This is a genomic window from Mesorhizobium sp. CC13 (genome assembly GCF_039907765.1).
GTDB lineage: Bacteria > Pseudomonadota > Alphaproteobacteria > Rhizobiales > Rhizobiaceae > Aminobacter.
Map to the genome: position 1 here is coordinate 198,764 of NZ_JARDJI010000004.1, position 24,694 is coordinate 223,457.

Sequence of the window (24,694 nt, forward strand, 5' to 3'; positions counted from 1 at the left end):
AACGGTTGAAGCAAACCAGTTGGCGCGATGACGTTCGGCTGCTCCAGAGACACAAAAAGGGCGGTCATTGGCGACCGCCCAGTTTTCCGTCGAACCGTGCTTGGGAGGAGGAGAGCCGATCCGAGTAGGAAAAGGATGCGCCTGCTCGGTTAACAAATCCTTAACGCGAAAAACCGCATCCTAAAGGCCTCGCCGCTCCTCTGGCTGCGTCACCAGCGCGGGTTGGCCTGCGGATTGGCGCTGGGCGCTGCCGGCTCGGACGCGGGCACCTTCACGCTGGCAACGGTCGCCTCGACATGGTCGACCAGCGCGTCCGGCAGCTTGAGCCGGCCGGCGAGCAGGTCGAGATAGCCGCGCTCGGCGCGGGTGTCGGGATCGATGGCCAGGCGCGAAGCGGTATAGAGCTCGAGCTTCTGGGCGTCGGTCTGCGCGGCGTCCACGATGGCGTCGAGATCGAGCGGCGCATCGAGTTCGGCCATCAGGAACTGCTCGGCGTCGGAGCCGATGCCGGACAGGCTGAGCTTGTCGCCGATCTTCTTGCGTTCCGAGTCGTCGATGTGGCCGTCGGCCTTGGCGGCGGCGATCATCGCGCGGATCAGCGTCAGCGCGAATTCGGTCTCGCCCTGCGGCGCCTGCGAGGGATGGAAGGAATTGTCAGCCGGCGGCGGCAGCAGTTCGGGCTCGGCGTTCGGCGCCGCAGGCTGCGGCGCATTGCCCGCCTTGTAGTTCTGGTAGGCCTTGTAGGCGAGGCCGCCGATGGCCGCCAGGCCGCCGATCTTCAGGGCAGAGCCCGTGACCTTGCGGCCGGCGCCGGTTCCCAGGAGCACCGCCACCAGCGCGCCCGCCGCGAGCGGATTGTCCTTGGCGAGCTGGCTCGCCTGCCCGGCCTTTTCGCGCACGGTAGATTGCGTCCCCGGGATCTTGGAGCCGAGGAGATCGTCAAGCAGCTTCTTGGGGTCGAGCATGGATGCCTCCGGTTGTACCTGTCGCGTTGAGGTAGGCGGACGATCGCGACAATACAATGACGCTCGCCAAATTTGGCAAGATCATGCGGGACACGGCAATCAACTGCCGATGTGGCGGCCGGAGCCGCGTTCCTCGGCCAGTTCTACTTGGCGGTGACGCTCGGCGTAGCGGGCGCGGTCATCGTCGCTGCGCAGCTCGTGGCAATGCGGGCAGGAGACGCCCGCCTGGTATTTGGGCGACTGCCGCTCCTCGGGCATGAGCGGATGGCGGCAGGCGCGGCAAAGTTCGGCCTCGCCCTCGGCCAGGCCGTGGACGACCGAAACGCGCTCGTCGAAGACGAAGCACTCGCCTGCCCACAGGCTCTCCTCGGCCGGCACTTCCTCCAGATAACTGAGGATGCCGCCCTTGAGGTGGAACACCTCGTCGATGCCGATCGACTTCACATAGGCGGTTGCCTTCTCGCAGCGGATGCCGCCGGTGCAGAACATCGCCACCTTCTTGCCCTCGAGCTCGCCGCGATGCGCCTCGACCCAGGCGGGAAAATCGCGGAAGCTCGTGGTGTGCGGGTCGACCGCACCGGTGAAGGTGCCGATCGCCACCTCGTAGTCGTTGCGCGTGTCGACGACCACGGTGTCGGGGTCGGAGATCAACGCGTTCCACGCGGCCGGCTCGACATAGGCGCCGACGCTCCTGAGCGGATCGATGTCCTCGACGCCCATGGTGACGATCTCGCGCTTGAGCCGCACCTTCATGCGGTGGAACGGCATTTCGGCGGCGCTGCTGTATTTGACTTCGAGGCCGGCGAATGCCGGGATCGCCTCGAGATGCGACACCAGCGCGGCGATCGCCTCGCTGGTGCCGGCGACCGTGCCGTTGATGCCTTCGGAGGCGAGCAGCAGCGTGCCCTTGATGCCGCGCGCGCAGCAGAAGGCGGCAAGCGGCTGGCGCAGTTCCTCGAAGCGCTCCAGCCGGCAGAAGCGGTAGAGGGCTGCGACGCGGAAGCCGGGCGCGGGTGTGGATAAATCTTTCATGCCTGTGCCCCTACCGCCTCGACATGGCTTTTTCAATGCGGGCGGGAATGCTGCGATTGCAGAGGGTTGCCGAGTCGCGCCATGTGTCGCGGCTGACGGAATGCAAAAAACCTTTCAACACCCCTATTGGGCCGGGTGACAATTGCGCCGACAAACGGAGTCCGGAACGGGATGTTCAGCAAAGAAACGGCGGCGGAAATCGACAAGGCGGCAACGGAGTTCGGGATCGAGGGCGCAGCGCTGCTGGCAATCGCCGAGATCGAGAGCGGCGGGCAGGTGTTCGCCAGGATCGACGGACGCAAGGAACCACTGATCCGCTTCGAGGGGCACTATTTCGACCGCCGGCTTTCGGGGGAACGGCAGGCGCAGGCGCGGGCCGCCGGCCTTGCCTCGCCCACGGCCGGCGAAGTCGCCAATCCGCGCAGCCAGGCGGCGCGCTGGCAGATGATCGAACGGGCGGCGGCCATCGATCGCCGTGCCGCCTATGAATCGACCTCCTGGGGGCTCGGCCAGGTGATGGGCGCGCACTGGCAATGGCTCGGCTTCGGCGACGTCGACGGCCTCGTGACCGAGGCCCGTTCCGGCGCCGCCGGCCAGGCCCGGCTGATGGCGCGCTACATCGACAAGGCCGGCCTGACCGAGGCGCTCAACCGGCACGACTGGGAGGCCGTGGGGCACGGCTACAACGGCCCCGGCTTCCGCAAGAACGGTTACCACATCAAGCTTGCCGAGGCCTACCGGCGGCAGGTCGACGGCCCGGCGCATGGCGAAGAGACGATGAAGATGGGCTCGCGCGGCGAACCCGTGGCCGAGCTGCAGGAAGCGCTGCTCGCGCGCGGCTACCCGGTCGACACCGACGGCATCTACGGACCCGGCACGGCCGCGGCGGTGAAGCGGTTCCAGGAGGATCGCGGGCTCGCGGCCGACGGCATCGCCGGCCCGCGCACCCAGGCTGCGATCAAGACGGCGCCGCCGGCGCGCGGTTTCTGGAGTACGGTCAGGTCTTGGCTCGACGGGGTCTTCCGGCGACCATAGCGGCAGGTCGGCGGATCACCATGTCGCTGCCACGCTTCGTGGACTCGCCGGATGCGGTCTGTTAAATCGGTTGAAAAATCCAGGAGAGGTGCCCCGCCATGACCAGCAAGACCCAGAAACTGCTTTCGCTGCTGGATGGCCAGCCGGTCATTCCGGTGCTCAAGATCGAGCGCGCCGCCGATGCCGTGCCGCTGGCCCGCGCGCTCGCCCGTGGCGGCCTCAGGGCCATCGAGATCACGCTGCGCACGGAAGAGGCGCTGGAAGCCATCCGCCGCGTCGCCGGCGAAGTCGAGGACTCCATCGTCGGCGCCGGCACGATCCTCAACGCGCGCCAGTTCGAACAGGCCGAGGCCGCCGGCTCGAAGTTCATCGTCAGCCCCGGCCTGACGCGCGAACTGGTGGCCGCGGGCGCGGCAAGCCAGGTGCCGCTGCTGCCCGGCACCATCACGCCCGGCGAGATCATGGGCGCGCTGGAGGCCGGCCTCGACTTCCTCAAGTTCTTCCCGGCCGAGCAGGCCGGCGGCGCGGCCTTCCTCAAGGCGCTCGCCTCGCCGATCGCCGGCGTCAAGTTCTGCCCGACCGGCGGCATCTCGGCCAGGAACGCCGGCGACTACCTCGCCCTGCCCAACGTCGTCTGCATCGGCGGCTCGTGGGTGGCCCCCGACGACATGGTCAAGGCCGGCGACTGGGCCGGCATCGAGGCGCTGGCCGCCGAGGCCAACAAACTGCGCCGGTGAGAGGCAGTCGGCCGAAGCTTCGGCATTGAATGCAAGAAGCCCCGGGAAACGAGCGTTTCCCGGGGCTTTTTCGTCAGGGACCATGACCGCCTGAGGCGGCGCGTCCCGATCAGTTGTTCTGGAAGCGCGCCACCGAGAGGAACTTCACGGCGCTGCCGGAGAAGCGGTTGGCCTCCGCCATCTGGTTCTCCTGCTGGAAGCCGGCCGTATAGACCTCCTTCGGCGCGGTGCGGACCATGTTGTAGGCGAAGCCCGGGGCCTTGGTGTTGGTGGTCACGGTGACCACCTGCTCGCTGCTGCGGAGCGCCCAGCGGGCGGCGTCGGGAGCGGCGGCCACGACCACCGTCTTGGGATCGCGCTTGGCTTCCGCAGCCATCGGCCGCGAGGACTTGCGGGTGGTCTTCACCCCCGCCGCAGCCGTCTCGGACACGGCCGCCAGGGCCTGCGCCGCGGGCTTCGGCGCGGCAGCGGCCGCACCTTGCGGCTCGTCGAACACCGAGCGCGGCTCGCTCAGCGATGCGACCGCGAATTCGGCCTCATCCTCGGCGGGGATGTCGTCGGCGGCGGCAAGCGCTGCCTCGACGGTCATCGCGCCCGGCCGCGCCGAAGGCAGCGGCACGTCGCTGGCGATCGCCGGCTGATCGTCGCCGGCAAGGGCCATGAGCATTTCGCCTTCCGGCTTCAGTTCGGCCGGCGGCGTGTATTTGGGCCGCCAGGTCGGCAGCGGCACGTCGGCGGCGATCTGCTCCTCGGCCGAGCCGGCGAGCTCGCCTTCGTCCAAGGGCGCGGATGCGTTGCCGAACGGCACGTTCTGCGCCGTCGCCATGCCGACTTCGCCTTGCGGCCGCGGCGCGGCACCAGGCAGCGGCACGCTGCGCGCCGGCAGCGAGGCCAGGATGGTCTCCGGAGCCTCGTCGGCCGCCGGCGTCTCCTCGGCGATCTGCGGCAGTTCGGCGCGGCGGGCATTCTCCGGCGCAACGATCTGGATTTCGGAACTGGGCTTAGCCGAAGCCACCTGCCGGGCGGGTGCTGCCGGCTTGGCGACCGCAGCGACCTCGGATTCCCCGGTATCCTCTTCCTCGTCGGCGCCGCCTCCGCCGAACAGCGCGGCCAGCAGACCGCCGCTCCGCGACGAAGAGGACGGCGACGACGAAACGGCAGCGAGCGCCAGGTTGCCGCTCTGCTTGCGCGACTGGTAGGAGGCCAGCGCCTGCTCGAAGCCGGGCAGCGGCTTGCCGTCGGAAGGCACGTGCAGCGTCTTGCCGTTCGGGAAGACGGCGACCAGTTCCTTGCGGCTCATGCGCGGCCAGTGGCGCACGTTGCCGACGTCCATGTGGATGAAGGGCGAGCCGGAGCGCGGATAATAGCCGACGCCGCCGGCCTGGATGCGCAGACCCGAGTCGCGCAGCTTCTTGAGCGGCACGCCGGGGATGAAGAAGTCCATCGCCTTGCCCAGCATGTGCTGGCTCTTCTCGGCGACGCCCTTGGAGCGGCTGCGCAGCATCGAATTGGTCGCCGGCGAACGATAGGCCGAGACGACGTTGATGTAGCCCGTGGCGCCGGAGGCGCGGTAGGTCTCCCACACCACGTCGAACAGCCGTGGGTCCATCCTGGTGGGCTCGTTGCGGCGCCAGTCGCGAAGGAACTGGTTCAGCTTCTTGAGCCCGGCAGGATCGAACTTGCCGTTGCGCTTGTAGGTGATCTCGGCTTTCTCGCCGGTGTGGATGTAATAGAGCTTGAGCGTCCGCACTTCAGCGGCTGCCGGTGCCTGAGAAGCTGCCATGAAACCGACGGCGAGCATCGCGGCCGAGAGCCACTTACGCCAGACATTCGATTTCGAGTGACGCCCTTCGGTGTTCTCGATCCTGTTCAAATCAAAAGGCCCTGTTAGGCTGCCATCTGTCCCCGGATTTGAAGCCCGGACACGCTGTTGAATCGCGTCCGAATATCGATTCTAATGGTTAATGCCTGCTTATTGAAGGCCAAATGCGGTAACACCATGGCGTAGCCGCCTCAAATGGGAATCGCCGGCCATTGTGGTAAACCGCTGGTTTATAGCGACAAATGGCGATTAACGGCGACATGGCGACGCCTGATCGAATGCGTCATGTAAACGACAGGCAAGACCCTATCCGCAGGCGTTGCCACAATTCGCCGCAACTGCGGGAAAAATGTCACGACGCCAGCCCGGCCGAGCGCCCCGATTCGGGATCGATTCCATACTCCTTGAGCTTGCGGTAGAGCGTCGACCGTCCGATGCCCAGCCGGCGCGCCACTTCGCTCATCTGGCCGTTGTAGTGGTCGATCGCGAGCCGGATCATCTCGAACTCGACATCGGCCAGCGGCCGGACGTTGCCGCGCTCGTCGATGGCGCGCAGCGTTCCCGGCCGCACAGACGCCGCGGGAGCGGGAGGTGTCGGCTGCGACGCTTGGCCATGGCCGTTGGCGAGCGGCGCCCGGCCGGCCGGCGACGCCTCGCCGCCGAGATCGACGGTACCCTCGACTTGGGCGCGGATCTGCGGAAACTCCTCTTCGGTGAGCACGTCGCCCTCGGAGAGCACGCAGGCGCGGAACACCGCGTTCTCCAGTTGCCGGATGTTGCCGGGCCAGTCATAGGCCTGGAGCAAGGTCAGCGCGCCTTCGGAGATCGCCGGAATCCGGCCATGCGAACTGGCGGGCGCGACGCGCGAAATGAAGTGGCCGACGAGCAGGGCTATGTCCTCGCGGCGCTCGCGCAGCGGCGGCACGAAGATCGGATAGACGTTGAGCCGGTAGAACAGGTCTTCGCGGAACTTCCCGTCCTTGACCTGCTCCAGGAGATTGCGGTGCGTGGCCGAGATCAGCCTGATGTCGACCTTGACCGTGGCCCGGCCGCCGACCGGGTCGATCTCGCCCTCCTGCACCGCCCTGAGCAGCTTGACCTGCACGTCGAGCGGCAGGTCGCCGATCTCGTCGAGGAAAAGCGTACCGTTGTTGGCCTCGACGAACTTGCCGGTGTGCCTTTCGGTGGCGCCGGTGAACGAGCCCTTCTCGTGGCCGAACAGGATGCTCTCCACCAGGTTTTCCGGGATGGCGCCGCAATTGACGGTGACGAAGGGCTTCGAGCGCCGGTCGCCGGAACCCTGGATGGCGCGCGCCACGAGTTCCTTGCCGACGCCCGATTCGCCCTCGATGAGGATCGGGATGTTCGACGCCGCCGCCTTCTGGCCAAGCCGGATCACCCGGTCCATGGCCGGGCTCCTGGTGACCAGGTCGCGGAAGGTCAGCAGCCCGCTGCCGCGCCGCGCCGAACGCCGGACGGTGTCCTCGACCGCCTCGACCTTCAGGGCGCTGGTGATCGCCGCCTGCAGCTTCTCCGGCGAGGCCGGCTTGACCACGAAATCGAAGGCGCCGTTGCGCATCGCCGAAACGACGGTGTCGATGCCGCCCTGCGCGGTCTGCACGATGACCGGGATGGAAATGCCGCGTTCACGCATCGCCTTGAGCACGCCGATGCCGTCGAGGCCCGGCATGGACAGATCAAGGATCATCACCCCTACGTCGCCGCCGCGCGCTCCGTCGAGCACCTGGAGCGCCGCTTCTCCGCCCTCGGCGACGATCGCCGAATGGCCGAATTTCGTCACCGCGGCGTCGACCAGGCGACGTTGCACCGGATCATCATCGACTATGAGAATCGAACCTGCCATGTATGTCCGGAATGTGCCTGTCGGTGCCGATTGGATGTGGATCATCCTGGCACAGGGTTCTAAATAAGGTTTCAAAAAAGCCAGTGAACGAATCCCTTAGGATTTGAACGGACGGCCGAGGGAAGCGAAAGGTAAGTCGCAATGCGTTGGATTTGCGGGCAGGAGATGCAGGCTGCCGCGACCGCCAGGGGTGCGGCCGCGCTCGGCGATTTGCCCGAATGGGATCTCTCCGACCTCTACGCCGGGATGGAATCGCCTGACCTTCAACGCGACATCGAAAAGGCCGGCGCCGACGCCGTCGCCTTCGAAACCAGGTGGAAGGGCACGCTCGCCGTCGAGGCCGGGCGCGGTGCGTCCGGCGGCCTAGGCGAAGCGATGCGCGCCTATGAGGCGCTCGAAGAATTGATCGGCCGCGTCGTCTCCTATGCCGGCCTGATCTACGCCGGCGACACCTCCGACCCCAAGCGCGCCAAGCTCTACGGCGACATCCAGGAGAAGATGACGGATGCCAGCGCGCATCTGCTGTTCTTCGCGCTCGAGCTCAACCTCGTCGACGACGAGCTGGTCCTCGCCGCCCTCGATGCCGACCCCGCCTTCGGCCACTACCGCCCCTGGGTGCTCGACCTCAGGAAGGACAAGCCCTACCAGCTCGAGGACCGCGTCGAGCAGTTGTTCCACGAGAAGTCGATCACCGGCCGCGGTTCGTGGAACCGCCTGTTCGACGAGACGATGACGGAGCTGCGCTTCGACGTCGCCGGCGAGGAGCTGACGCTGGAGCCGGCGCTGAACAAGCTGCAGGACCCCGACGGCGAGGTGCGCAAGGCTGCCTCCGAGGCGCTGGCCGCGACCTTCCGCAAGAACCTGCGCGTCTTCACGCTGATCACCAACACGCTGGCCAAGGACAAGGAGATCTCCGACCGCTGGCGCGGGTTCCAGGACATCGCCGATTCACGCCATCTCGCCAACCGCGTCGAGCGCGAGGTCGTCGACGCGCTGGCCGCGGCCGTCCGCGAGGCCTATCCGCGCCTGTCGCACCGCTACTACGCGATGAAAGCCAAGTGGCTCGGCATGGAGACGATGAACCACTGGGACCGCAACGCCCCCCTGCCCGAGACGCCACAGGCGAGCATCGGCTGGGGCGAGGCCAAGGACACGGTGCTGACCGCCTACGGCAAGTTCTCGCCGCAGATGGCCGATATCGCCCGCACCTTCTTCGACCGCCGCTGGATCGATGCGCCGGTGCGCCCGGGCAAGGCGCCGGGCGCGTTCGCCCACCCCACGGTGCCGTCGGCGCATCCCTATGTGCTGCTCAACTACATGGGCAAGCCGCGCGACGTCATGACGCTCGCCCACGAACTCGGCCACGGCGTGCACCAGGTGCTGGCCGCCGGCCAGGGCGCGCTGATGGCCTCGACGCCGCTGACCCTTGCCGAGACCGCGAGCGTGTTCGGCGAGATGCTGACCTTCCGCTCGCTGCTCGAGCGCACCACCGACAGGCGCGAGCGCAAGGCGATGCTGGCCCAGAAGGTCGAGGACATGATCAACACGGTCGTGCGCCAGATCGCCTTCTACGAGTTCGAGCGCAAGGTGCACGCCGAGCGCAAGAACGGCGAGCTGACCGCCGACCGGCTCGGCCAGTTCTGGCTGGAGGTGCAGGCCGAGAGCCTGGGGCCCGCGATCATGCTGCGCGACGGCTACGAGGTGTTCTGGGCCTATATCCCGCACTTCATCCATTCGCCCTTCTACGTCTATGCCTATGCCTTCGGCGACTGCCTGGTGAACTCGCTGTTCGCGGTCTACCAGAACGCCGAACGCGGCTTCCAGGACAAGTATTTCGAGATGCTGCGCGCCGGCGGCACCAAGCACCACTCGGAGCTGCTGAAGCCTTTCGGGCTCGACGCCGCCGACCCGGCCTTCTGGCAGAAGGGCCTCGCCGTCATCAGCGGCCTCATCGACGAACTGGAAGCGCTGGACTGAGCCGGCGCTTCGCCTCCTGAAATCATGACAGACCTTGCTTCACCCTTCGTCCTGTTCCGGGACGATCCCGCCGGCCAGGAACTGCTGTTCGAGGCGCCGGACGAGATCATCGTCGCGCATGACGCCGGCGATTTTCTGCCTGCGCTCGAAAAAGCCCAGGCCGCGCATGATAGGGGAAAGTGGCTCGCCGGCTATTTTTCCTACGAAGCGGGCTACCTGCTCGAGCCGAAGCTCCGGCCGCTGCTGCCCGAGGGACGGCGCACGCCGCTGGTCAGCCTCGGCGTCTTCGACCAGCCGTCGGACCGCATGCGCCCGCCGGCCCGCAAGCCCGCCACCAACGGGCCGATCTTCGATGCCCGCGCCACCTGGTCGGAGGCCGACTACGAAAGCCGCTTCAGGCGCCTCCACCAGCACCTGCGCCAGGGCGACTGCTACCAGGCGAACCTGACCTTCCCGGTGAAGGCGCAATGGTCGGGCACCCCGCTCGACGCCTTCGACGCGCTGATTGCCCGCCAGCCGGTGAAATACGGTTCGCTCGTCTCGCTCGGCGGGCCGGTGGTGCTGTCGCGCTCGCCCGAGCTGTTCTTCGAGATCGACGCGGACGGCTGGATCGAGACGCATCCGATGAAGGGCACCGCACCGCGCGGCAGGACGCCCGAGGAAGACGCAGAACTCAGGGAGTTCCTGCGCAACGACGAGAAGAACCAGGCGGAAAACCGCATGATCGTCGACCTCCTGCGCAACGACATCTCGCTGATCAGCGAGGTCGGCACGCTCGACGTGCCCGAGCTTTTCCGCATCGAGAGCTATCCGACCGTGCACCAGATGGTGAGCACGGTCAGGGCGAAGCTCCTGCCGGGCCTCTCGATCGAGCGCATCTTCGCCGCGCTCTTCCCCTGCGGCTCGATCACCGGCGCCCCCAAGATCAGGGCCATGGAGATCCTGCACGATCTCGAAGGCACCCCGCGCGACGTCTATTGCGGCGCCATCGGCTGGGTGGCACCCGGCGGCACCATGCGCTTCAACGTGGCCATCCGCACCATCACGCTCTTCCCCGACGGCGAGGCCGTCTACAATGTCGGCGGCGGCGTGGTGTTCGATTCGACGGCGGAGGCGGAGTATGCGGAATGTCTTCTGAAAGCGCGCTTCGCGACGGGATCGGTGCCGGCTTCGAGCTGATCGAGACGATGCGCTGGGAGCCGCAGAGCGGCTTCCTGCGCGGCGAACGTCATCTCGCCCGGCTCGCGGCCTCGGCCGCAGCACTCGGCTTCGCCTTCGATCGGACCGTGGTCGAGCAGGCCGTGGCAAGAGCCGTCGGTGGCGACGCGCCGCTCAGGGTGCGGCTCGCGCTCTCGGCAGGCGGCAAGGCCGAGGTGACGGCGCAGACCTTCGTGCCGCTTTCGCCCGAAACCGTTTGGACGCTGCGCATCGCCGCGACGCGGCTTGCCTCGACAGATGCGCTGCTGCGCCACAAGACGACGCGCCGACAGGCTTATGAGGCCGCGCGCGCCGAATTTCCCCGCGAGGCGGCCGACGAGGTGATCCTGCTCAACGAGGCGGGTGAAGTCTGCGAAGGAACTATCACCAGCATCTTCCTCGACACAGGCGACGGCGGCCCGCTGAAGACCCCCGCCCTCGCCTGCGGCCTTCTTGCCGGGGTGCTGCGCGGCGAGATGATCGACAAGAGCGAGGCGGTGGAGGCTGTCACGAGTATTGAAATGCTGCGATCCGCCGATGCAGTCTATGTCGGCAACTCTCTTCGCGGGCTAATCTACGCCAACCTGAAGTGAAGGTGACAAATTCGCAGGCCGGCCTCACACGCGCTAAAATTCTTGGTCGTTGCACTTCTCGGTGGAAGCGCAATCGTTTTGCTCGTTGCTTTGATGGTCTTCGCGACCAGTTGGACGCCGCAATACGACGATGACGATCCGCGCTATCACTTTCTTACGCAACAGATCACATCAATTGCGGAACGCTGGTCAAAAGGCGACTTCGGGAACAACAGCGTCAACCTCACGCTTTTAAACGACGGTCGCTGGAAGGCAGCCTGCATCCTTGGCGGCTACAACAGCGCTCTGGATGAACTGGAAAAGCTTGGTGCCACTGTCAGCGAGGCAAACAAGGCGCGACTTGTTGAGCTCCGGGAGAATGGCTTTCGTATCTCCGAGGTCGAGGAATTTGAAATGATGATCGTGTTCGTCGACAGCGCCAACGAAGGACGGTTCATACACTTCGAGAGCGGTCTGGGTCCGGATGGCCAGCATCTCAAGAAGTGTACCTATAGATCGAACCCCAAGCTCGAATTGACCTGAATTGCCCGACGCGTCCCCCGCCCACACCCCCTACGACGGCACCTCGAAACCCTTTGCTATCGGCCTGAAGCAGGCCGAGCCGCGCGACTGGATCGAGCTCGACGGCCATCTCGAAACCTATCTGGCCGAGAAGGACAGGCTCTACGCGGAAATCCCCGACAGGGTGTTCGTCGCCGAGCCGGACACGCGGGCGGCGCAGCAGGAGGTGCTCGACCTTCTGGTCGCGCATCTGACCGAGCGTTTCCCCGAGACCTACAAGCTGGAGAATGGTCGCTGCGCGATCGCCGGCGCGGGACGGTCGGTCGAAGTCGCCGCTCCCGGCGACAATCCGCTCATCGCTGCCTCGAAGCTGGTGCAGGAAGACCTGATCCTGATGCGGCAGGGCGAGGATGGCTGGCGGCTGGCCGCCGGTTCGCTATGCTTTCCGTCATCCTGGAGGCTCACCGAGAAGTTCGGAAAGGCGATCCACAACATCCACGGCCCGGTGCCCGGCTTCGGCCCGGGCACCCGCATGGCCGAACTGATCGCCCGCATGTTCGACAAGCTCGCCGTGCTGGTCGAGCGCTTCAACTGGTCGGTCCAGGCCAATGGCGAGCTCTACCACCCGCTCTCCGACCGCCAGCGCCTCGCCCGCTCGGCCGAGGCGGATTCTACCTTTCCCGGCGCCGACGTGGCCGGCCACGCCTTCATCCGCGTCGAGCGCCAGACCCTGCGCAAGCTGCCGGCGTCGGGCGACATCCTGTTCACCATCCGCATCCATCTCGACCCGCTGGCGGTGCTGGCAAGGCACCCGGACAGGGCAACGCTCGCCGCGTCCTTCGCCGAGCAACTGACCAGTCTCGACCGCGACCAGCTCGACTACAAGGGGCTGACCGCCGACCGCGACAGGCTGGTTGCCTTCCTCAACGGCATGGTGCGTGCCGGCTAACCATAGCTGCATAACGTCCGGTTCCCACAGCATCTGGTGAGCCGGATTCGCTTTATTGTGACAAGCATGTATGGTTTAGCCATTGAAGCCGGGCCAATCATGGCCCGGCTCTTTTGGTGTGAGAAGGAGTGCCATAAAAAATGGCGAATGAAAAATGGCCCGTTTACGGTGAGATTACTGGTCCTGTTGTGATGATCGGCTTCGGTTCGATCGGCCGCGGAACGCTCCCCCTCATTGAACGCCATTTCAAGTTCGACAAGTCGCGTATGGTGATCATCGATCCCAGCGGCGAAAACCGGAAACTCGCGGATGAGCGCAACATCAAATTCATCCAGGAGGCGGTAACCAAGGACAATTTCAAGGAGCTGCTGACGCCCCTGCTGACCAATGGCGGCGGCCAGGGCTTCTGCATCAACCTCTCGGTCGACACCGGCTCGGTCGACATCATGCACCTGAGCCGCAAGCTCGGCGCGCTCTATGTCGACACCGTCGTCGAGCCTTGGCTCGGCTTCTATTTCGACAACGAGGCGAGCAACGCCGACCGCACCAACTATGCGCTGCGCGAGACGCTGCTCGCCGAAAAGCGCAAGCATCCCGGCGGCCCGACCGCGGTTTCGACCTGCGGCGCCAATCCGGGGATGGTCTCGTGGTTCGTCAAGCAGGCGCTGGTGAACCTGGCGAAAGACCTCGGCCACGAATTCGACGAACCCGAGCAGCACGACCGCGAGGGCTGGGCCGCGCTGATGAAGAAGGCCGGCGTCAAGGGCATCCACATCGCCGAGCGCGACACCCAGCGCACCAAGAACCCCAAGCCGATGAACGTGTTCTGGAACACCTGGTCGGTCGAAGGCTTCATCTCCGAAGGCCTGCAGCCGGCAGAACTCGGCTGGGGCACGCACGAGACCTGGAAGCCCAAGAACGCCAGGAAGTTCAAGAAGGGCTGCAAGGCCGCGATCTATCTCGAGCAGCCGGGCGCCAACACGCGCGTCCGCACCTGGTGCCCGACGCCCGGCGCGCAGTATGGTTTCCTCGTCACCCACAACGAGGCGATCTCGATCGCCGACTTCTTCACAGTGCGCTCGAAGAAGGGCAAGGTGAGCTACCGGCCGACCTGCCACTACGCCTATCACCCCTGCAACGACGCGGTGCTGTCGATGCATGAGATGTTCGGCGCAGCCGGCAAGCCGCAGCCGGTCCACCACGTTCTCGACGAGGACGAACTGGTCGACGGCAAGGACGAACTCGGCGTGCTGCTCTACGGCCACGACAAGAACGCCTACTGGTACGGCTCGCAGCTGACGCTCGAGCAGGCGCGCAAGCTCGCCCCCTACCAGAACGCCACCGGCCTGCAGGTGACGTCTGCCGTGCTCGCCGGCATGGTCTGGGCGCTCGAGAACCCCGAGGCCGGCATCGTCGAGGCAGACGAGATGGACTACAAGCGCTGCCTCGAAGTGCAGCAGCAGTATCTCGGCCCGGTCAACGGCCACTACACCGACTGGACCCCGCTCGACGGCCGCCCCGGCCTGTTCGAGGAGGATCTAGACCTCGAGGACCCCTGGCAGTTCCGCAACATCCTGGTGCGCTGAACGGCGGCATTCCGGAAACGAGAAAGGGCGCCGCGAGGCGCCCTTTTTGCTTGAAGCGTCAAAGCTGCCGTCACTTGCGCAGTTCGGCCTCGATGTCGTCGAGTGCCTTGTCCTTGCCGATGCCGGTGAGGAAGGCGAGGCCCTTGATCACCGGAATCTTCACCGACGCGGAGATCGGCGTCGTCGACACGATGAGGTCGGCGCTCTCGGCGAGGCTCGCCACCTCGGTCGCCTTGCACTGCATGGCGTTGAAGCTGAGCCCCCTCGCCTTCATGGCATCCGTCACCGTCGAATTGACCGCCGTCGAAGTGGCGACGCCGGTGCCGCAGGCAAAGAGTATGGTCTTCTGTTTGGCCATCGAGAATTTCCCGTCCGTCTATCAATTCAGAATGGAGCCGATGTCTTCGAGCGTACTGGCGTTCTTGAGGCCGGTCAGCGCCTCCTCGCTCTGGATCGTGTCCATGATTTCCTGCAGCATGTCTATCTGCTTGTCCTTGTCGTTGATGGCAAGCAGGAACACGATGCCCACCGGAACCGCCTCGTCGGGGTCCTCCATGTTGGCGAAAGTGACCGGCCGGGACAGCACGCCGAGCGCGATCCCCGGCTTCAGCACGTGCTCGGGATCGGTGTGCGGGATCGCGACGTTCTCATCGCGGCCGAGCGGCAGGCCGGTCGGCATGGTGGCTTCGCGCCTGACCACGGCATCGGCGTAGCTCGGCTTGACGCACCCGAGCGCCTCCAGCCTGCCGGCGAGCAGGCGGATCACCTCCTCGCTGCTGCTTGCCTCGACACGGAGGGCGACAGCCCCGGGGTCGATGTGGCTCATGAGGGTTCTGGGCATCGGGGTCTCCTTTTCCAGGGGAGCCGGCCGCGGACGGGCCGGCTCCGTATTCGCGATCAGCCGTTGGCGAGCCGCAGTTCGCCGGCCGCCGTTTCGGTTTCATCGGCCTCGGCGCCCGCCGCCCGCTCCCAGCCGGCCACGTTGCGGCGGTAGAGGCCGAAGAGCACCGCGATCACCAGCGCGATGAGCACCAGGCCGGCGACGCCGAGCCACTTGATGGCTTCGATGATGACGTAGGGGATCCACAGGAAGCCGTCGACCACCGAGGTGATCTGCACCGCGTTCGCCGGCATGGCGAAGCCGGACGACACGGCGGCACTGGTGAACAGCGGCGCGAGCGCGTTGGCGACGTAGAAGCCGACCGCAAGCGTGATCGTGCCGACGACGACCATGCGGAAGACGTTGCCCTTGAGCAGCGGCGCGGTCATGGCGACGATGAAGGGGATGACGGCAAGGTCGGCGAACAGGATCACGCGGTTGCCGGGCAGGATGACCGAAAGCACGATGGCGATGGGCACCAGGATCAGCGACGACGAGATCGCCGCCGGATGGCCGATCAGGATCGCCGAGTCGAGACCGACCAAAAGCTCGCGGTCGCCGGTGCGCTTGCGCACGAATTCCTGGGCGGCATCCGACACCGGCAGCAGGCCTTCCATCAGAACCTTCACCATGCGCGGCAGGAGCAGCATCACCGCGGCAAGCGTCATGCCGGTGGTGAGCACCTTGGACAGCACCGTGCCGAAGTCGCCGGCGTTGTAATAGGCGATGACGCCGAGCACGAGGCCGATGATCAGGCCCAGCACCACCGGCTCGCCGAACACGCCGAAGCGCTTCTCGATGGTCTCGGTCGAGATGTTGATGCGGTTGATGCCGGGGATGCGATCCATGATCCAGTTCAGCACGATGGCGATGGGCAGGATCTGCGCCGAAGCCAGATGCGGCACCGAAACGCCGGGAATGCCGTAGAATTGCTGCACGGCGCGCGCCGACCAGTCGGCGAAGAGCAGCGCGAGTGCGGCGACCAGCGCCGCGACGGCAAGGCCGTAGGCCAGGCTGTCGGTGGCGGCGGTGGCGAGCGAGCCGACGAAGGCGAAGTGCCAGAAGTTCCAGACGTCGACGTTGAGCGTGCGGGTCCAGCGCAGCAGCAAAAGCACGACGTTGACGGCGATGCCGATGGGGATGACCCAGAGGCCGACCGACGAGCCGAAGGCGATGGCCGCGGCCGACGGCCAGCCGACGTCGACGATGTCGCGCTGGATGCCGGTGTTGGTGACGATGGCCTTGGCCACGTCGCCGATCGAGCCCAGCATCAGGCCGAGCACGAGATTGATGCCGATAAAGGCGACGCCGATTGTGATGGCGGCACGGAACGCCCGGCCCACCCTGGCGCCGAGAACCACGGCGATGATGAAAATGACGATCGGCAACAGGACCGTTGCCCCAAGCGTGTCCACCGCCGACTTGAGGCCGGCCAAGAACGCATCCATGCTGTCTCCCCCCGAAACCGTTCCCGACATCAGTCAAGAACATTTGTGTATTGCAATATACGAAAGTTATCCGGATTCACGTTCATGTCAATCGCGTGCGGCCGTCATGTCCGGTACAGGCGGCGCATCGCACGCTGTTGCCGCGCGTCAACAGTCTTTCCCGAGATGACGCGGCGAGCGCCGGCGAGCGCCGAACGGACCCGTCCGAGCCTTGCCTTCATCGTCAATTCGGGCGATTGAAGAAATGCGGACTGAGGAGAGGATTACTTGATGACGACTTCGCGCAAACTGTATTCGGCCGGAGTGCTTGCCCTGCTTGCGGCCGCACTTGCTGCCTGCTCGACCAGCGGCCCCGGCGGCGGCGGCCCCGGCCGGCCCGCCCCGACCGGCGTGGAAGGCGCCTGGATCGACGCCAAGGGAACCGGCCTCTCGACCTTCCAGAACGGCGTGTTCCAGACGGTTGCGACCGACACCGGCCAGAGGCTGTCCGACGGCACCTACATCATGACCGGCGCCAACGCCGTGCAGATCAACGGCACCTCGCTCATTCGCCAGTCGCCGATCAGCTTCAACTGCCTGCTGATCTCGGCGAACCAGCTGAATTGCACGAGTTCCGCGGGCCAGCAGTTCACGCTCACCCGCCGCGCCGCCTGATACCGACTTTGTGCCCGCTTAAGCGGGCATCCAGCCCTCGACTTTGTGCCCGCTTGCGCGGGCACGGGGCTGTTGCGATAACCCTCTTGTCACGACGGGAGGTTCCATGGCCGAGCACTTCGACGACAGCGAAACCCGTGTCCCGGAAGCGCGCGAAGCGGCGCTGTTTGCCACCCTCCCCCGGTTCCTGGCCAAGGCCGCCGTCGCCGCGCCGGGCCTTGCGCATTGGCTCGACGGCGTCGATGTCGCGGCCTTGACCGACAGGCGCGCCCTGGCGCGGCTGCCGGTGCTTCGCAAGGCCCAGCTCATGGAATTCCAGGCCGCGAGCCCGCCCTTCGGCGGCTTCGCCGACCTTGCCGCGCTGCGCGGCAGCCGCGTCTTCCACTCGCCCGGTCCGCTGTGGGAACCGCAAGGCCTCGGCACCGATCCCTGGGGCGCGGCGCGCGCCTTCTTCGCCGCCGGCGCGCGTCCCGGCGACGTCGTCCACAATGCCTTCGCCTATCATATGACGCCCGGCGGCTTCGTGCTCGACGAGGGCGCCCGCGCCCTCGGCTGCACGGTCTTCCCGGCCGGAACCGGCAACACCGACATGCAGGTCGAGGCAGCGGCGAGCCTCAGGCCAGGCGTCTTCTGCGGCACGCCGGACTTTCTCAAGCTGATGCTCGACCGCGCAGCCGAGACCAACAAGGACCTGTCCTCGATCCGCATCGGGCTGGTGTCCGGCGGCGCGCTGTTCCCCTCGCTCAGGGCGGAATACCGCGAGCGCGGCGTCTCGGTCCTGCAGTGCTATGCCACCGCCGAGTTCGGGGTCATCGCCTACGAAAGTGTCGCCGAGGACGGCACGCCCCATCCCGGCATGATCGTCAACGAGGACCTCATCGTCGAGATCGTCCGCCCCGGCACCGGCGACCCGGTGGCGGACGGCGAGGTCGGCGAGCTGGTCGTCACCTGCCTCAACCCCGCCTATCCGCTGCTCCGCTTCGGCACCGGCGACCTGTCGGCGGTGCTGCCGGGGAGCTCGCCGTGCGGCCGCACCAACCTGCGCATCAAGGGGTGGATGGGCCGGGCCGACCAGCGCACCAAGGTCAAGGGCATGTTCGTCGACCCCAGGCAGATCGCCGAGCTCGTTAGCCGGCACAGCGAGATCGGCAAGGCGCGGCTGGTGGTGAGCCGCGACGGCGACCGCGACGCCATGGTGCTCCAGGTCGAGCCGGCCGGCGCAGACGTACCGGCGGCGGAGCGTATCGGGGCGACGCTGCGCGAAATCACCAAGCTCGGCGGCAAGGTCGAGGTGGTAGCCAGGGGCGCCCTGCCCAATGACGGCAAGGTCATCGCCGACGAGCGCGACTACTCGAAATAGGCCGGCAAGCAGGCCCGCAATTCCCCCTTGCATCCGATTTTTCGGAATGTGAACATATCGCCAGGAATGTGCGACATTCCGGTCAAGCGAAGCGTGACAAACGCCTTGCGGGGGTCATTCGGGAGAATTCATCATGAAGAGACTGGCTGCCATCGCGGCTTTGTCGGCATCGGCGTTCGGATATTCCGTCGCGCCGTCTTTCGCCGACTACACATTGACCATTCTTCACATCAACGACTGGCATAGCCGCATCGAAAGCAACAACAAGTTCGAATCCACCTGCTCGGCCGAGGAAGAGGGCAAGGGCGAGTGCATCGGCGGCGCGGCGCGCCTGGTGACGGCGATCGCCCAGGAGCGCAAGAAACTCGAAGGCCAGAACGTGCTTTTGCTCAATGGCGGCGACAATTTCCAGGGCTCGCTGTTCTACACCACCTACAAGGGCGCGGCCGAGGCCGAGTTCCTGAACCAGATGAAGTTCGACGCCATGACCGTGGGCAACCACGAGTTCGACGACGGCGAGGACGCGCTGGTGCCGTTCCTGGAGAAGATCCAGTTCCCGGTGCTGTCGGCCAACGTGAAGCCGAACGCCCAGTCCAAGGTCGGCGACCGCATCAAGCCGTCGATCGTGGTCGAGGTCGGCGGCCAGAAGATCGGCATCGTCGGCGCCGTCACCAACGACACGCCCGAAGTCGCCTCGCCCGGCCCGAACATCGCCATCGAGGACGACATCAAGAACATCACCGCCGAGGTCGAGAAGCTGAAGGCAGAGGGCGTCAACAAGATCATCGCCCTCACCCACATCGGCTATCCGCGCGAGAAGGAGATGATCGCCAGGATCCCCGGCGTCGACGTCGTCGTCGGCGGCCACTCGCATTCGCTTTTGTCGAACACCGACCCCAAGGCCGAAGGGCCCTACCCGACGATGGTCGACAACCCCGAGGGCTACAAGGTGCCGGTGACGCAGGCCGCGTCCTATTCCAAATATCTCGGCGAGTTCACCGTCACCTTCGACGACAACGGCGTGGTCAAGGAGGCCAAGGGCGACCCGATCTATCTCGACAATTCGATCAAGCCCGACGAGGCGGTGCTCGCCCGCATCAAGGAACTCGGCGCCCCGATCGAGGAGCTGAAGAACAAGGAAGTCGCCGAGACCACCGACCAGATCGACGGCAGCCGCGAGAACTGCCGCGCCCGCGAATGCGCCATGGGCAACCTGATCTCCGACGCCATCCTCGACCGGGTCAAGGACCAGGGCGTCACCATCGCCATCCAGAACGGCGGCGGCATCCGCGCCTCGATCGACAAGGGCGTGGTGACCATGGGCGAGGTGCTGACGGTGCTGCCCTTCCAGAACACGCTGGCGACCTTCCAGCTTTCCGGCGCCGACCTGCGCGCCTCGCTCGAGGCGGGCCTCTCCGAGATCGAGGAAGGCAAGGGCAAGTTCCCGCAGGTGGCGGGCCTGAAATATTCCTTCGACAAGTCGGTGGCGCCCAACGGCGGACGGCTGAAATCGATCGAGACGATGGAGGGCGGCGCCTGGGTGCCGCTCGACGACGCCAAGGTCTACACCGTCGCCACCAACAACTACGTGCGCCAGGGCGGCGACGGCTACAAGATCTTTGCCGCCAACGCCACCAAGGCCTACGACTACGGCCCGAGCCTCGAGCAGGTGGTCGCCGACTATCTGGCCAAGAACCGTCCGTTCACGCCCAAGCTCGACGGCCGCATCACCGAGATCGCCGCGACCGTGGCCGCCGCGCCCGCCACGGCCGAACCGGCAAAGCCGGCGGAAGCGGCACCCGCGACGGCCGAACCGGCAAAGCCTGCCGAAGCAGCGACCGCACAGGCCGCATCCGGCGGCGGCAAGACGCACACGATCGCCGCCGGCGACACCTTCTGGGACCTCGCCAAGACCTATCTCGGCGACCCCACCAGGTGGCAGGCGATCGCCGCCGCCAATCCGGACGCAAAGGCCAAGGACCTGCAGATCGGCGGCACGCTGGCAATCCCGGCGGCCAACTGATAGGTCAGACCTGACCTGACAAGCCCGCCCGGCACGCCGGGCGGGCATTCGCATTCCGGGTATCTGGAAGGGGAATACGGCAGTAAGGGAGTAGGGCAAACGCACTGCCCTACTCCCTTACTGCCCTAACACCCTACTCCCCTGCCAAGGTGCGGCCAGACGCGACATTGAACGGCCGCCCCGTTCAACTAGGTATCCCGTCAACGGAGACACCGAATGGACATGACGACGACGATCGACGACAAATCGGCCAAGGCGCTCGGCCCCCTCCCCGGCGGCCACCCCTCCGTGCGCAAGGGCAAGGTCGGCGTGCTCCTCGTCAATCTCGGCACGCCCGACGGCACCGACAGGAAGTCGATGTGGCGCTACCTGCGCGAGTTCCTGTCCGATCCGCGCGTCATCGAGATGCCCAAGGTGCTGTGGTACCCGATCCTCTACGGCATCGTGCTCAACACGCGGCCGAAGAAGTCGGGCCAGAACTACAGGAAGATCTGGAACACCGAGCGCGACGAATCCCCGCTGCGCACCTACACCCGCGGCCAGGCCGAGAAGCTCGCCGCGGCGCTGGGCGACCTGCCCGACGTCGTGGTCGAATGGGGCATGCGCTATGGCAGCCCCTCGACCGCGGGCGCCGTCGACAAGCTGATCGCCCAGGGATGCGACCGCATCGTCATGTTCCCGCTCTACCCGCAGTTCTCGGCGACGACGACGGCGACCGCCAGCGACCAGTTGTTCCGCGCGCTGATGCAGATCCGTGCCATGCCGTCGATCCGCACCGTGCCCGCCTATTACGACGAGCCGGTCTACATCGAGGCGCTGGCCCGCTCGATCGAGCAGCACCTGGCCAAGCTCGACTTCGAGCCGGAGGTGATCCTCGCCTCCTACCACGGCATCCCAAAACCCTATTTCGAGCGGGGCGACCCCTATCATTGCCACTGCGTGAAGACGACGCGGCTGTTGCGCGAGCGGCTCGGCATGGACGACAAGAAGCTGATGACCACCTTCCAGTCGCGCTTCGGCGCGCAGGAATGGCTGCAGCCCTATACCGACAAGACGGTCGAGCGGCTTGCCAAAGAAGGCGTGAAGTCGATCGCCGTCGTCAATCCGGGTTTTTCTGCCGACTGCATCGAGACGCTGGAGGAGATCGCCGGCGAGAACGCCGAGATCTTCCACCATGCCGGCGGCAGGAATTTCTCCCACATCCCCTGCCTGAACGACGGTCCGGAAGGCATGGCGGTGATCGAGGCGATCACCCGCCGCGAGCTGATGGGCTGGGTCTGAGCCCCCGCCTTCGCGGGCGCCCGGCACCACCACAACATTCCACTCCCGATGTCATTGTATCGATGCTGAAAGGCCCTTAAGTCTTTCGGCATCGCGCTCTGCGTTCATCCGAATCGCAGCGCTCAACTCGCGGGGGAGTGCCGAACGGTGTTCACTGGTCTCGACATCATCATTCCGGTCCTGGTCATCCTGGTGCTGTTGCTGCTGTTCACCGGCATCAAGACCATTCCGCAGGGCTACAACTACACCGTCGAGCGCTTCGGCCGCTACACCCGCACGCTGACGCCCGGCCTCAACCTGATCATTCCCTTCGTCGACCGCATCGGCGCCAAGATGAACATGATGGAGCAGGTGCTCGACGTGCCGACGCAGGAGGTGATCACCCGCGACAACGCCATCGTGGCGGTGGACGGCGTCGCCTTCTACCAGGTGCTCAACGCGCCGCAGGCGGCCTACCAGGTCGCGGGCCTGCAGAACGCCATCCTCAACCTGACCATGACCAACATCCGCACCGTGATGGGCTCGATGGACCTCGACGAGCTGCTGTCGAACCGCGACGCCATCAACGAGCGCCTGCTGCGCGTCGTCGACGAGGCGGCGCACCCCTGGGGCATCAAGGTCACCCGCGTCGAGATCAAGGACATCAACCCGCCGGCCAACCTGGTCGAGTCGATGGCCCGCCAGATGATGGCCGAACGCAACAAGCGCGCCCAGATCCTCGAGGCCGAAGGCCTGAAGGCGGCCCAGGTGCTGGAGGCCGAGGGCCGCCGCGAAGCCGCCTTCCGCGACGCCGAGGCGCGCGAGCGCGCCGCCGAGGCCGAAGCGCGCGCCACCCAGGTGGTGTCGGAGGCCATCGCCAAGGGCGACGTGCAGGCAATCAACTACTTCGTCGCCCAGAAATACACCGAGGCGCTGGCCAAGATCGGTTCTGCCAACAACAACAAGGTCGTGCTGCTGCCGATCGAGGCTTCGTCGCTGATCGGCTCGCTCGGCGGCATCGGCGCCATCGCCAAGGAAGTGTTCGGCGGCGACGCCCCGAGCGGCCAGCGCCCGGCGTCGCGCACGCCGAGGATTCCGCCGGAGCAGAACTGACCGGCGCGGGCAGCGGGAGGCGATCATGCTGGCCGGTGTCGTTGCGGAACTCGGACCGTGGAACTGGATGGTGCTGGGCCTCGTCCTCCTGGTCCTGGAGATCGTGCTGCCCGGCTTCTTCCTGCTGTGGATCGGCATTGCCGCGCTGCTGACCGGGGCGCTGTCGCTGCAGCTCTGGGACTGGGCCGCCTGGACCTGGCATGTCCAGGTGCTGGTCTTCCTCGCCCTGTCCCTGGTCGCGGCCTACGCCGGCAAGAAGATCATGAGCAGCAATGGCGAGGCCAGCGACCAGCCGCTGCTCAACCGGCGCGGCGCGCAGATGGTCGGGCGCACCGCGACCCTTGCCGAGCCGATCAGGGAGGGCCGCGGCCGCATCAAGCTGGGTGACACGACCTGGCGCGTCTCGGGTCCGGACCTGCCGGCGGGCACCAAGGTGCGCGTCGTCGCCGCCGGCGACACCGATCTGGAACTGGTTGTGGAGGCGGTCTGAGGCACCGTTGAGGCGCGGGACATTCGGCCGCCGATCGCAAGCGCCCCGGTAGCCCTGATGGTTCGACAGGCTCACCATGGGGACTACTGGGAGGTTGCCGCCAAACGGCACCTCAGATCAAAAGATCCTAAGCCGCGCCGATCCGGAGCAGGTCGTGGAAGTGCACGAGGCCGACCGGGCGGTCGCCCTCGACCACGATCAGCGCGCCGATGTTGTTCTCGTTCAGGAGCGCGATCGCGGCACCGGCCAGCATCTGGCGCGGGACGGTCTTGGGCCGCGTCGTCATGATCTCCTCGACCCTCGTCTCGACGAGGTTGCGGTCGAGGTTGCGGGAGAGGTCGCCGTCGGTGATGATACCGGCCAGCTTGCCGTCCGCGTCGACCACGCAGACGCAGCCGAAGCGCTTCTGCGACAGCGTGCGGACCGCCTCCGGCATCTTGGTGCCGATGGTGACGACGGGCATGCGGTCGCCGGTGTGCATGAGCTCGCCGACCGGCATCAGGCTGGCGCCGAGCTGGCCGCCGGGATGGAACGTGCGGAAATGATCCGGCGTGAAGCCGCGCGCCTCGAGCAGCGCCACGGCCAACGCGTCGCCTATCGCCAGCTGGAGCAGCGTCGAGGTCGTCGGCGCCAGCCCGTGCGGGCAGGCCTCCGGCGTGCGCGGCAGGAGCAGCACCACGTCGGCCTGGCGCGCCAGCGCCGAGGTCTCGCCGGCGGTGATCGCCACCAGCGGGATGGAGAAGCGGCGCGAATAGCCGACGATGCCCTTGAGCTCGGCCGTCTCGCCCGACCACGAGATGGCGACGATCGCATCGTCCCGGGTGATCATGCCGAGGTCGCCGTGGATGGCTTCCGCCGGATGGACGAAATAGGACGGCGTGCCGGTCGAGGCGAAGGTGGCGGCGATCTTCCTGCCGATATGGCCGCTCTTGCCGACGCCGGTGATGATCGCGCGGCCGTTCAGCTGGCCAAGCACCGAGACAGCGCGGGCGAACGGCTCGGCCAGCGGGCCTTCCAGCGACGCGAGGAGAGCCGCGATTCCGGCCTGTTCGGTGGCGATGGTACGAAGCGCCGAGGCGATCGAGGCCTGCGGGTCCGGCTCTTTTTTCAGCGATCCAGCGTGCATGGCGCATGCGTTAGCGCGTCCCAAGCCGGCTGTCCATCACTATCGCCCCCCGTTTGCGCGGTCGGCGCGCCAGCGAAACGCT

General features: G+C 66.4%; 22 protein-coding genes. 14 read left to right on the plus strand and 8 right to left on the minus strand.

Going from position 1 to position 24,694, the window contains the following annotated elements:
- Positions 1–209: 209 nt before the first annotated feature.
- Entirely contained in the window at positions 210–965 is a 756-nt protein-coding gene (locus PV773_RS08885) for a tellurite resistance TerB family protein (RefSeq protein ID WP_347966002.1), read from the minus strand.
- 99 nt (positions 966–1,064) lie between these two features.
- Entirely contained in the window at positions 1,065–1,997 is a 933-nt protein-coding gene (locus PV773_RS08890; RefSeq protein WP_347966003.1) for a rhodanese-related sulfurtransferase, read from the minus strand.
- A 171-nt stretch (positions 1,998–2,168) separates the two neighbouring features.
- Here PV773_RS08890 and PV773_RS08895 point away from each other — a divergent pair, with 171 nt between their 5' ends.
- Positions 2,169–3,032 carry an N-acetylmuramidase domain-containing protein gene (locus tag PV773_RS08895; protein WP_347966004.1) on the plus strand — a complete coding sequence of 288 codons (864 nt, stop codon included), beginning with the start codon at positions 2,169–2,171 and terminating at the stop codon, positions 3,030–3,032.
- Between the two features lie 98 nt (positions 3,033–3,130).
- Positions 3,131–3,769, plus strand: a complete 639-nt coding sequence (locus PV773_RS08900; RefSeq protein ID WP_347966005.1) for a 2-dehydro-3-deoxy-phosphogluconate aldolase — start codon at positions 3,131–3,133, stop codon at positions 3,767–3,769.
- Positions 3,770–3,878: 109 nt separating this feature from the next.
- Here PV773_RS08900 and PV773_RS08905 read toward each other — a convergent pair whose 3' ends face one another.
- Complete coding sequence (locus tag PV773_RS08905) at positions 3,879–5,552, minus strand: DUF882 domain-containing protein (RefSeq protein ID WP_347966006.1); 1,674 nt, start codon at positions 5,550–5,552, stop codon at positions 3,879–3,881.
- A 391-nt stretch (positions 5,553–5,943) separates the two neighbouring features.
- Positions 5,944–7,455: a sigma-54 dependent transcriptional regulator gene (locus PV773_RS08910; RefSeq protein ID WP_347966007.1), complete on the minus strand. Its 1,512-nt coding sequence runs from the start codon at positions 7,453–7,455 to the stop codon at positions 5,944–5,946.
- 141 nt (positions 7,456–7,596) lie between these two features.
- Between PV773_RS08910 and PV773_RS08915 the strand changes: the two genes are divergently transcribed.
- The 6 genes from PV773_RS08915 (at position 7,597) to PV773_RS08940 (ending at position 14,258) form a co-directional block, all read left to right on the plus strand.
- On the plus strand, positions 7,597–9,432 hold the full coding sequence (locus PV773_RS08915; RefSeq protein WP_347966008.1) for a M3 family oligoendopeptidase: 1,836 nt from the start codon (positions 7,597–7,599) through the stop codon (positions 9,430–9,432).
- Between the two features lie 24 nt (positions 9,433–9,456).
- Positions 9,457–10,611 carry an aminodeoxychorismate synthase component I gene (locus tag PV773_RS08920; protein WP_347966009.1) on the plus strand — a complete coding sequence of 385 codons (1,155 nt, stop codon included), beginning with the start codon at positions 9,457–9,459 and terminating at the stop codon, positions 10,609–10,611.
- The gene (locus PV773_RS08925; protein WP_347966010.1) at positions 10,560–11,222 is read left to right on the plus strand and encodes an aminotransferase class IV family protein; all 663 of its coding nucleotides are present in this window, start codon (positions 10,560–10,562) and stop codon (positions 11,220–11,222) included. Before PV773_RS08920 ends, PV773_RS08925 begins: the two co-directional genes overlap by 52 nt.
- A 42-nt stretch (positions 11,223–11,264) precedes the next feature.
- Positions 11,265–11,744 (plus strand): hypothetical protein, encoded by a 480-nt coding sequence (locus PV773_RS08930; protein WP_347966011.1) that lies wholly within the window; start codon positions 11,265–11,267, stop codon positions 11,742–11,744.
- 1 nt (position 11,745) lies between these two features.
- Entirely contained in the window at positions 11,746–12,672 is a 927-nt protein-coding gene (locus PV773_RS08935) for a DUF3445 domain-containing protein (protein ID WP_347966012.1), read from the plus strand.
- 140 nt (positions 12,673–12,812) lie between these two features.
- Positions 12,813–14,258 (plus strand): homospermidine synthase, encoded by a 1,446-nt coding sequence (locus PV773_RS08940; RefSeq protein WP_347966013.1) that lies wholly within the window; start codon positions 12,813–12,815, stop codon positions 14,256–14,258.
- A gap of 70 nt (positions 14,259–14,328) precedes the next feature.
- Here PV773_RS08940 and PV773_RS08945 read toward each other — a convergent pair whose 3' ends face one another.
- The 3 genes from PV773_RS08945 to PV773_RS08955 are packed head-to-tail and all read right to left on the minus strand — an operon-like array spanning position 14,329 to position 16,586.
- Entirely contained in the window at positions 14,329–14,616 is a 288-nt protein-coding gene (locus tag PV773_RS08945) for a PTS sugar transporter subunit IIB (RefSeq protein WP_347966014.1), read from the minus strand.
- Positions 14,617–14,637: 21 nt separating this feature from the next.
- Positions 14,638–15,099: a PTS sugar transporter subunit IIA gene (locus PV773_RS08950; RefSeq protein WP_347966015.1), complete on the minus strand. Its 462-nt coding sequence runs from the start codon at positions 15,097–15,099 to the stop codon at positions 14,638–14,640.
- Between the two features lie 56 nt (positions 15,100–15,155).
- Positions 15,156–16,586, minus strand: a complete 1,431-nt coding sequence (locus PV773_RS08955; RefSeq protein ID WP_347966016.1) for a PTS transporter subunit IIC — start codon at positions 16,584–16,586, stop codon at positions 15,156–15,158.
- A gap of 270 nt (positions 16,587–16,856) precedes the next feature.
- On the opposite strand from PV773_RS08955, the gene PV773_RS08960 reads away from it, so the two are divergent.
- The 6 genes from PV773_RS08960 (at position 16,857) to PV773_RS08985 (ending at position 23,486) form a co-directional block, all read left to right on the plus strand.
- Complete coding sequence (locus PV773_RS08960) at positions 16,857–17,240, plus strand: hypothetical protein (RefSeq protein WP_347966017.1); 384 nt, start codon at positions 16,857–16,859, stop codon at positions 17,238–17,240.
- A 106-nt stretch (positions 17,241–17,346) separates the two neighbouring features.
- Positions 17,347–18,600 carry an AMP-binding protein gene (locus tag PV773_RS08965; RefSeq protein ID WP_347966018.1) on the plus strand — a complete coding sequence of 418 codons (1,254 nt, stop codon included), beginning with the start codon at positions 17,347–17,349 and terminating at the stop codon, positions 18,598–18,600.
- Positions 18,601–18,733: 133 nt separating this feature from the next.
- Positions 18,734–20,623 (plus strand): 5'-nucleotidase C-terminal domain-containing protein, encoded by a 1,890-nt coding sequence (locus PV773_RS08970; protein ID WP_347966019.1) that lies wholly within the window; start codon positions 18,734–18,736, stop codon positions 20,621–20,623.
- Between the two features lie 216 nt (positions 20,624–20,839).
- Positions 20,840–21,904, plus strand: coding sequence for a ferrochelatase (gene hemH, locus PV773_RS08975; RefSeq protein ID WP_347966020.1), 1,065 nt, complete (start codon positions 20,840–20,842; stop codon positions 21,902–21,904).
- Between the two features lie 147 nt (positions 21,905–22,051).
- Positions 22,052–22,996, plus strand: a complete 945-nt coding sequence (locus tag PV773_RS08980) for an SPFH domain-containing protein (RefSeq protein WP_340036663.1) — start codon at positions 22,052–22,054, stop codon at positions 22,994–22,996.
- A gap of 25 nt (positions 22,997–23,021) precedes the next feature.
- The gene (locus PV773_RS08985) at positions 23,022–23,486 is read left to right on the plus strand and encodes an NfeD family protein (protein WP_347966021.1); all 465 of its coding nucleotides are present in this window, start codon (positions 23,022–23,024) and stop codon (positions 23,484–23,486) included.
- A gap of 127 nt (positions 23,487–23,613) precedes the next feature.
- Here PV773_RS08985 and PV773_RS08990 read toward each other — a convergent pair whose 3' ends face one another.
- Positions 23,614–24,612, minus strand: coding sequence for a KpsF/GutQ family sugar-phosphate isomerase (locus PV773_RS08990; RefSeq protein WP_347966022.1), 999 nt, complete (start codon positions 24,610–24,612; stop codon positions 23,614–23,616).
- Positions 24,613–24,694 lie beyond the last annotated feature (82 nt).

Bases quoted from the DNA above. Each gene is read 5' to 3' on its own strand.
- PV773_RS08990 (WP_347966022.1), bottom strand. From the start codon at position 24,612: ATGCACGCTGGATCGCTGAAAAAAGAGCCGGACCCGCAGGCCTCGATC.
- PV773_RS08925 (WP_347966010.1), top strand. From the start codon at position 10,560: ATGTCTTCTGAAAGCGCGCTTCGCGACGGGATCGGTGCCGGCTTCGAG.
- PV773_RS08940 (WP_347966013.1), top strand. From the start codon at position 12,813: ATGGCGAATGAAAAATGGCCCGTTTACGGTGAGATTACTGGTCCTGTT.
- PV773_RS08905 (WP_347966006.1), bottom strand. From the start codon at position 5,552: ATGGCAGCTTCTCAGGCACCGGCAGCCGCTGAAGTGCGGACGCTCAAG.
- PV773_RS08885 (WP_347966002.1), bottom strand. From the start codon at position 965: ATGCTCGACCCCAAGAAGCTGCTTGACGATCTCCTCGGCTCCAAGATC.
- PV773_RS08900 (WP_347966005.1), top strand. From the start codon at position 3,131: ATGACCAGCAAGACCCAGAAACTGCTTTCGCTGCTGGATGGCCAGCCG.
- PV773_RS08920 (WP_347966009.1), top strand. From the start codon at position 9,457: ATGACAGACCTTGCTTCACCCTTCGTCCTGTTCCGGGACGATCCCGCC.
- PV773_RS08955 (WP_347966016.1), bottom strand. From the start codon at position 16,586: ATGGATGCGTTCTTGGCCGGCCTCAAGTCGGCGGTGGACACGCTTGGG.
- PV773_RS08910 (WP_347966007.1), bottom strand. From the start codon at position 7,455: ATGGCAGGTTCGATTCTCATAGTCGATGATGATCCGGTGCAACGTCGC.
- PV773_RS08890 (WP_347966003.1), bottom strand. From the start codon at position 1,997: ATGAAAGATTTATCCACACCCGCGCCCGGCTTCCGCGTCGCAGCCCTC.
- PV773_RS08965 (WP_347966018.1), top strand. From the start codon at position 17,347: ATGGCCGAGCACTTCGACGACAGCGAAACCCGTGTCCCGGAAGCGCGC.
- PV773_RS08915 (WP_347966008.1), top strand. From the start codon at position 7,597: ATGCGTTGGATTTGCGGGCAGGAGATGCAGGCTGCCGCGACCGCCAGG.
- hemH (WP_347966020.1), top strand. From the start codon at position 20,840: ATGGACATGACGACGACGATCGACGACAAATCGGCCAAGGCGCTCGGC.
- PV773_RS08895 (WP_347966004.1), top strand. From the start codon at position 2,169: ATGTTCAGCAAAGAAACGGCGGCGGAAATCGACAAGGCGGCAACGGAG.
- PV773_RS08985 (WP_347966021.1), top strand. From the start codon at position 23,022: ATGCTGGCCGGTGTCGTTGCGGAACTCGGACCGTGGAACTGGATGGTG.
- PV773_RS08970 (WP_347966019.1), top strand. From the start codon at position 18,734: ATGAAGAGACTGGCTGCCATCGCGGCTTTGTCGGCATCGGCGTTCGGA.
- PV773_RS08945 (WP_347966014.1), bottom strand. From the start codon at position 14,616: ATGGCCAAACAGAAGACCATACTCTTTGCCTGCGGCACCGGCGTCGCC.
- PV773_RS08950 (WP_347966015.1), bottom strand. From the start codon at position 15,099: ATGCCCAGAACCCTCATGAGCCACATCGACCCCGGGGCTGTCGCCCTC.
- PV773_RS08960 (WP_347966017.1), top strand. From the start codon at position 16,857: ATGACGACTTCGCGCAAACTGTATTCGGCCGGAGTGCTTGCCCTGCTT.